A 7,104-nucleotide genomic window follows, 5' to 3' on the forward strand; every position below is an offset into this window, starting at 1 on the left:
TTGCCCACCGCTTCCGCCAGATATCCACTGCCGGCTCTGAGGCTAGGGCGGCCATCATCCGATGTGCGGGCACAACCCGGGGTGTAATCCGGGCCCTCATCGCCCTGCGCGCCTGCGCAGCGTGCGAGCCAAAAGAACCTGTGCAGGCGTGCAGATGAGCGTTCCAGAAGTAGTCCCAGCTAGTGGTTCTGCGGTCGGGTCAAACCGCGGACCGGGGGGGCCCGCATGAAAGGCCCAGTCCGAGAATCGCGGCCAGATTCTTGAAAGATTATTGCTGGGTTACTTGCCCGTGATGATCACGTAAACCAAACGCAACAAAGCCTGATCGACGAGAATGTAACAGTGCATAATTCGGCGTAATACTCCGCTGGAGAACAGTAATCCTCGTGCGGCACGGCCGCACCACAGCGAATGCATCCTGACTGCTGGCCGGCCGGACCCCCGGCGTCGAACTCGATCAGGTGGGTCGGGACCTTGCTGCCTCGACGGGCGCGGCCAACAGAACGTGTCAGACAGTGGGCGTGGGCGGCGCGGACAGGACGGCGTTGCCCATCCAGCCGACTTCGCTGAGGAACGAGCGGATCACCGCCGCCGCCGCCTCGAGCCCGGACTCAAGCAAGAAGTGCCCGCCGGGGTGGAGCTCAATGTGCGCGTTGGGGAGGTCCCGGGAGAACGCATGCGCGCCCTCCGACCCGAAGATCTCATCGCCTTGCCCCCATACGGCCAGCAAAGGGACCTGCGTACTACGGAAGTACTCGTGTAGGCGGGGGTATAGCGGAATGTTGGATGCATAGTTACGGAACAGGGCGAGCTGGACGAGGTCGTTGCCCGGTCGTCCGATCAGCGAAGCATCCCGTTCCCAAGTTCCGGGGTCCACCAGGGTGGGGTCGGCAACGCCAGTCACGTACTGCCAGCGGATGGCCTCACGCGTGAGCGCGGCCCGCACGGCCGCTTCTGTCTGCGGAGTCTGGGCCCGCGCGTAGGCCCAGACATCCTTCCAGAACGACTCGACGAAGCCCTCCTCGTAGGCGTTGCCGTTCTGACTGATGATCGCTGTGATCGCCGACGGATCCTCCAGGGCTAACCGCCACCCGATCGGAGCACCGTAATCCTGCACGACGATCGCATACTTGGTGATTTCGAGGCTGGCCAGCAGGGAGGACGTGATTCGGGCGAGGGCGTCGAAGGAGTACGAAAACTCGTCGACGCTCGGGGCATCGGATAGCCCGAAGCCGAGATGGTCTGGAGCGACGACGTGGTAGCGGTCCGCGAGCAACGGGATCAGGTTGCGGTACATGGCCGAACTGGTCGGGTACCCGTGGAGCAGAACGACCGTTGGTGACTCGGGAGACCCTGCCTCACGGTAGAAGATCCGGCGGCCCTCGATGGTCGCAAAGCGGTGGTGGACTGCAGACATGACACTAACCTCTCTAGGGGCGGTATGTACTTGATCGATCAGCCGGCCCTTGCGCGGCCCGTCGCACTGCCGCGAGATGGGCTGGGCGGACCCTGTCGACGGCGTCGTCGACGTCCCGATGCGTCGTGAGCCATCTCGCAACGTAGGGGCAGACCGCCACCAGGCGATACCCCTCCTGGACGCTGGTTCTCAGGGCAGTGCGGGTGAGGACGCTGGCCAGGCCCCGCCCGTCGAACTGCCCGTCGATCACGGTGTGGTAGAAGATGCGCTGCCGCGATGGACCCTCGTCATGGTGGGTATACATCGAGAACCCCGCGGAGACGCCCCCTACCAGAATGTCGAAACGGCTCTCTTCAGAGTTGTTGCGCACCTCGACGGGCTGGGTCTGAGTCGTGCTGCGTTCACTTTCGGTTGTCATTGCTGTCCTCTCGCTCGTGTACGGGGTCTGATCTGGGCATTGGGTAGTTCAGGTGCGGGCAGCGCACCCGAAGGCTCGGAGGGGTATGGGCCGAAGCGCACCGGTCCCGGTGCAGGACCCGGCTCGGCGCCGATTTCGCGCTGCCATTGGGTGCGGTAGGCGACGATCTCGGCGTGGCTGCGGGCCACGAAGTTCCACCACAGGACGATGTCCTCGTCGAAGGGTGGGCCACCCACGATCACGACGCGGACGCCTGGTCCGGGCCTGGCGTGCACGCGCACGCCAGGCAGCCCGGCGGGGAGATAGTGCAGCGCGCCGGGCGACAGTGCGGTTCGCGCAGAGGCCTCGACACCGTCTGCTTCCCACGCTGTGAGGGAGACCGAACCGGTATCGAGAAGTAGTCCGTGCTCGCAGTTCGGGTCCAGCGGCAGGTCGAGGCTTTCACCGGGGTTGATGAGGGCTTCGGCGGCGTGAGCCGGCGTCCGGGTGTCGATCGGTGAGCAGGCGCCTGCGATGCGCCCGACATATGTGCGCACGGTACCCCCGGGCCTGATCTCCGGCGTGGGGACATGATGCTGGGCTTCCGGTGGCCCGTGGCGGAGGTCGTCCGGCAGGGCATACCAGAGCTGGATCCCGTGCAGGCGGGTGGTGTCCGGGGTGGAGAACTCGGAGTGGGAGATGCCCCGGCCCGCGATCATGAGATTCACCTCCCCAGGGCGCACAGTGTTGGTGAACCCGGTCGAGTCGCGGTGCAGGACCTGCCCGGAGAACAGAAGGGTCACGGTCGCGAGACCGGTGTGGGGGTGGCGGGGCACGGCCATGCCGCCGTTGGCGGAGACGTCGTCGGGACCGAAGTGGTCGACGAAACACCACGGACCGATGAGGGACCGGGTCCGCTGCGGCAGGGTGCGGCGCACGGTCATGGCCCGCGGCCCGCCCAACGGCACGTTCCGCGGGGTGAGGCGCTCTCCGAGATCGGGGGGAGGGCCGGGGACGGTGCGGTGTCCCAGGGAGTTCAGAGCGTCGTGGGTCATGGTTGCTCCTGTTGGTGGCTGAGGGGGCGCTTCGCCCCGGGCACGGGGTGGTGGGAGGCGATGGAGAGACGGTTGTAGGTGTTTATGAGGATCGCTGACCACTCGATTGCCGCGAAGGCGCCTTCACTCAGCACGGCAAGTGCAGCGAGGAGATCGCGATCCCTGATCGATGGCTCGGGCAGAAGCGTGATCGTCTCCCCGACCAGCAGGGCCGCCCGCTCCACAGCATTAAACCGGGGCGTTTCCCTCCACACCGGGAGCTGTGCAAGCTGCTCCGCGGGCACACCGGCCCGGAGAGCCCGCCGGTGGTGGACGTGGACGCAGAACGCACAGCCGTTGAGCTGGGAAATCCTGAGATTCATCTGCTCCACAACGCCCAGGGGCACCTCGTTCTCCCGTGCGGTCGTCGCGACGACCTCCCTGACCGCCCCAAGCTGGGCCCCAAGCCTCAGGCGAGGACTTGTCCAAGAACGGAAAAGCGTGCATCGTGAGCTCCTCAGCTGCGTTGTTCACCCGGCGAAGCCAGGAGCCACGTGGGTTCGTTTGGGTGGCAGCGCACCCGGCGGCGCTCCATCGTCGGCACGGGGATGGATCGCAGTTCGAGACCACCGGCTCCACCGAAGCGGGCGAGCACAACTGCTTTCATACGGTCAGTCATAACACTGCTCCTTATCAGGATTGCTGCCCTGCGCCTGTCGCTCTGGCGCGGGGAACTAACGCTGTATCAAGGTGCCGGGGTGAGCACAGGCCCGGTATGCCGCGTGCGGTACCAGATCACCCCGGTGATTACCGCCAACAGGACCACGGGGATAAGGAAAGCCATGGAACCCACCCCGGAAGAGCGATCTGTCGTCGCATTGAGGTCGGCGTGAAGCGCAAGTGCCAACATCAGGCCAAGAGAATTATTGGCCGCGTGCAGCACGACTGACGTCTCAAGACCACCCGTACGCCAAGTGATCAGCGCGAAGGTGATGCCCACGGCCAAGAACTGAAGATTGAGCCAAAGGTCGGTGGACAGGTGGATCGTCGCGAACAGCACCGAAGAGACGACCACCCCCAAGGCCAGGGCTGAGCGAGGGCTTCTCCCCCAGCTAGCAGCCACGCGAAAGACCAGCCCCCTGAACCCGTACTCTTCGCCCGCGGTCTGCAGCGGCACGATCAAGACCGTGACCACGAACATGAAGAGGAGGTCACCTACGGCCCAGTCGGTCATTACGGAAGGCTGAAGAAAAGTCAGGACGGTCATATAAACGGCCCAGACGGGCACAAGAACGAGTACTGCCCGACCCAGCACTGCCGCTCGGAACACTCCGGTAACGGAATGCATCGTGCGCCCCTTGACACCGTAGAGCCAGCGCTGGATGAGCATGCTCCACGGAATGAGTAGCGCGCTCGAGGCGAAGGTACCAGCCAGCGTAACGGTCGTGAATTCCGTGCCGCCAGTGACAATGCTGTCTCGGCCAAGCAAGAGATCAATCTGTCCACTGATCTGCGCGGCGACGGCACCAAATCCCAGCAATCCTCCAAAAAGAAGCACGATGGCAAGAATGCCACGCGGTATTCCGCGTCCTTTGGTTTTCCGGTCGAGCACCCGGTGGTACGGGGTGCCAGCCGGGATGTCTCCCCCGGCGCGGCTGGTGTCGTGATCGGTATCGCGGAGTGTGGATACCTGGTTGATGACATTCTCATTAGGACCCATGGCTGGCCTCTACTTTCGTGTTGTGTGTGGCGAGATGGCCCGGTTCAGCGGTGGCGGAGCCGTCGCCGGGCGAACCTAGGAAGGTGCGCAGGGCGTCATTGACGTCGTCGGCATGCGTCCAGAGCAACCCGTGAGGGGCGCCCTCCACCTCGACGTAGTGAGCAGCGGGCAGTGACCGGGAGAACCGGCGGGCCGTGTTGTCGATGGGCAGGATACGATCGGCAGTGCCGTGCAGGATCAACACCGGCTTCCCGCTCCGGCGCACTGCTTCGACATCACGCCGAAAATCCTCGATCCACGAAGAGACGACGGCGTAGGCCGCCACCGGGGCGCTGGAGATTGCGGTGTTCCAGCTGCCGCTCACCGCCTCCTGGCTGACCCGGGTACCGAGGTTCTCGTTGAGGTTGTAGAAGTCCGAGAAGAACTGCGTGTACCAGGCGTACCGGTCGCTCCTGGCCGCAGCTTCAATTCCATCGAACACCGCCCGCGGCACGCCCTCGGGGTTGTCTTCACGCGCAACAAGGAAGGGCTCCAGCGAGGCGAGGAATGCAAGCTTGGCCACCCGCTCGTGGCCATACTTGGCGACATAGCGAGCGAGCTCGCCGGTCCCCATCGAGAAGCCCACCAGGACGACGTCCTGCAGATCCAGGGCCTCCAGCAGGATGCTCAGGTCGGCGGCAAAGGTGTCGTAGTCGTAGCCGACACTGACCTTCGATGACTGGCCGAAGCCGCGCCGGTCGTAGGTGATGACCCGGTACCCGCTGGCCAGGAGCTCCCGTGCCTGATGCTCCCAGCTGTGTCCGTTCAATGGATACCCGTGAATCAGGACGACAGGCTGCCCCGCACCCTGGTCCTCGTAATACAACTCGATTGGCGTGCTGTTCTCTGATCCGACGCTGATAAACGCCATGGTCTTCCCTCTCGGTAGTGTGCCCAATGACATGAACGCCCCAGCCGGTGGAGCTCCGCCCCTGGGCCGCGGCTGTGCCGGGATCGGATACCCGCTCACGGCGACGTTGCCAGACTCCCACCGGCGTCGGCGCTCTCGCGTCGGTGGCGAGCACCTAGAATCGGCCACCAGGCAGTACCTAGAACGGCGACAGCAACCAAGAAGGAACAGAGCTATGCCGCGCTGCTACCAGGCCCCGTCCGCCGCGCCGTCGGACCCCGCGGCTAGGCTGGAGGAATGGCAACAGTAATCCTCGTGCGGCACGGGCGCACCACAGCGAACGCCTCCGGGCTGCTGGCCGGCCGGACCCCCGGCATCGAACTCGACCAAGTGGGCCGCGACCAGGCGGCCGCCACCTGCATGTTGCCGGGGCCGCAGCTGCCCGCGCACACCGCGAGCTCGCCCGTCAGCGCCGCCTCCCCCGCGGCAGCGAACGCGGCCTCCTCCTCATGCCGGGTCAGCATCCAATCGATGCCCTTCTCCCGGCGGATTGCCTCGGTCACCGCGTTCAGGGAGTCGCCGGGAACTCCCCAGATCCGCTGGATCCCATTGGCGGCGAGGTTGTGGACAATGTTCTCGGCGATCGTGGGCATGCTGCTCCTCAGTTCGGCGCGCTCAGGCTGCGCCTCAGTGATCAATCACCGACTACGGCACCTCCAGCCGATTCCCGGTGTTTAGCGGGAAGTAGCACGGCAGCGGATGTGACGTCGCACGCTTCGCGGAATAAGCGGAATAGGAACAGTCTTTCTCCCGGTTGCGATGGGTATACAAACTCCGGCCCAGGACTACTTTGGTCCGACTGCAACCGAGAGAAAGACCTTTTGTGAAACTCTTTACCCCGCTGACCGTCGGCGCCATGGAACTGCCCAACCGCCTCGTCATGGCACCGATGTCCCGTGTCCGCGCCGACCGCGACGGCGTGCCCACCGACATCATGGTCGAGCACTACCGCCAGCGCGCCTCCATGGGCCTGATCATCAGCGACGGCATCTACCCCTCCTTCACCGGCCAGGGCAACGCCCTGATGCCCGGCCTGGTCACCGAGGACCACGTCACCGGCTGGAAGCGCGTCACCGACGCCGTCCACGGAGCCGGCGGCCGCATCGTCGCCCAGCTGATGCACTCGGGCCGCGTCGCCCACGAAAACATCAACGGCGGACGCCGGCCGGTGGCCCCCAGCGCCATCGCGCTCGAAGGCATGGCCCACACCTACGCCGGCAAGCAGCCCTACCCCGTGCCGCACGCCCTCACCGAAGCCGAACTCCCCGGCATCGTGCAGGACTTCGTCGCCGCCGCCCGGAACGCGATGAAGGCAGGGTTCGACGGCGTCGAGCTGCACGGCGCCAACGGATACCTGCTTCAGGAATTCCTCTCCCCCGTCTCCAACACCCGCACCGACAACTACGGCGGATCGCCGGCGAACCGGGCCCGGCTGGTCATCGAGGCCGTCCGTGCCGTGGCCGAGGCCGTCGGCGCCGAGCACACCGGCATCCGCATCTCCCCGGAACACAACATCCAGGGCGTGCTGGAAACCGACCGTGAGGACGTGACCGCCACCTACACCGCCCTGGTGGACGGCATCGCCGA

General features: G+C 65.3%; 7 protein-coding genes and 2 pseudogenes. 2 read left to right on the top strand and 7 right to left on the bottom strand.

Features of this window, described 5'->3' with window-relative positions; translation table 11 throughout:
* Positions 1–508 precede the first annotated feature (508 nt).
* From QNN99_RS08835 to QNN99_RS08860, 6 genes are all read right to left on the bottom strand, one after another.
* Positions 509–1,417 carry an alpha/beta fold hydrolase gene (locus QNN99_RS08835; protein ID WP_229966086.1) on the bottom strand — a complete coding sequence of 303 codons (909 nt, stop codon included), beginning with the start codon at positions 1,415–1,417 and terminating at the stop codon, positions 509–511.
* A gap of 13 nt (positions 1,418–1,430) precedes the next feature.
* Positions 1,431–1,835, bottom strand: a complete 405-nt coding sequence (locus QNN99_RS08840; RefSeq protein WP_269439180.1) for a GNAT family N-acetyltransferase — start codon at positions 1,833–1,835, stop codon at positions 1,431–1,433.
* Positions 1,832–2,869 carry a pirin family protein gene (locus tag QNN99_RS08845; RefSeq protein ID WP_229966088.1) on the bottom strand — a complete coding sequence of 346 codons (1,038 nt, stop codon included), beginning with the start codon at positions 2,867–2,869 and terminating at the stop codon, positions 1,832–1,834. Before QNN99_RS08845 ends, QNN99_RS08840 begins: the two co-directional genes overlap by 4 nt.
* Complete coding sequence (locus QNN99_RS08850) at positions 2,866–3,255, bottom strand: carboxymuconolactone decarboxylase family protein (protein ID WP_229966089.1); 390 nt, start codon at positions 3,253–3,255, stop codon at positions 2,866–2,868. Before QNN99_RS08850 ends, QNN99_RS08845 begins: the two co-directional genes overlap by 4 nt.
* A gap of 338 nt (positions 3,256–3,593) precedes the next feature.
* Entirely contained in the window at positions 3,594–4,568 is a 975-nt protein-coding gene (locus QNN99_RS08855) for a CPBP family intramembrane glutamic endopeptidase (RefSeq protein WP_229966090.1), read from the bottom strand.
* Positions 4,558–5,478 carry an alpha/beta fold hydrolase gene (locus tag QNN99_RS08860; protein ID WP_229966091.1) on the bottom strand — a complete coding sequence of 307 codons (921 nt, stop codon included), beginning with the start codon at positions 5,476–5,478 and terminating at the stop codon, positions 4,558–4,560. The genes QNN99_RS08855 and QNN99_RS08860 overlap by 11 nt, the downstream gene beginning before the upstream one ends.
* Before the next feature lie 276 nt (positions 5,479–5,754).
* On the opposite strand from QNN99_RS08860, the pseudogene QNN99_RS08865 reads away from it, so the two are divergent.
* Positions 5,755–5,925, top strand: a pseudogene (locus QNN99_RS08865) (histidine phosphatase family protein); the annotation flags it as partial.
* On the opposite strand, the pseudogene QNN99_RS08870 reads toward QNN99_RS08865, so the two are convergent.
* Positions 5,871–6,110 (bottom strand): annotated as a pseudogene (locus QNN99_RS08870) (thiamine pyrophosphate-binding protein); the annotation flags it as partial. The pseudogenes QNN99_RS08865 and QNN99_RS08870 sit on opposite strands and share 55 nt — an antisense overlap.
* 263 nt (positions 6,111–6,373) lie before the next feature.
* Between QNN99_RS08870 and QNN99_RS08875 the strand changes: the two are divergent.
* Positions 6,374–7,104 (top strand): oxidoreductase (locus QNN99_RS08875; protein WP_229966106.1); only part of this gene is annotated, 731 nt, incomplete at its 3' end.

This window comes from Arthrobacter sp. zg.Y820, assembly GCF_030125555.1.
Taxonomy (GTDB): domain Bacteria; phylum Actinomycetota; class Actinomycetes; order Actinomycetales; family Micrococcaceae; genus Arthrobacter_B.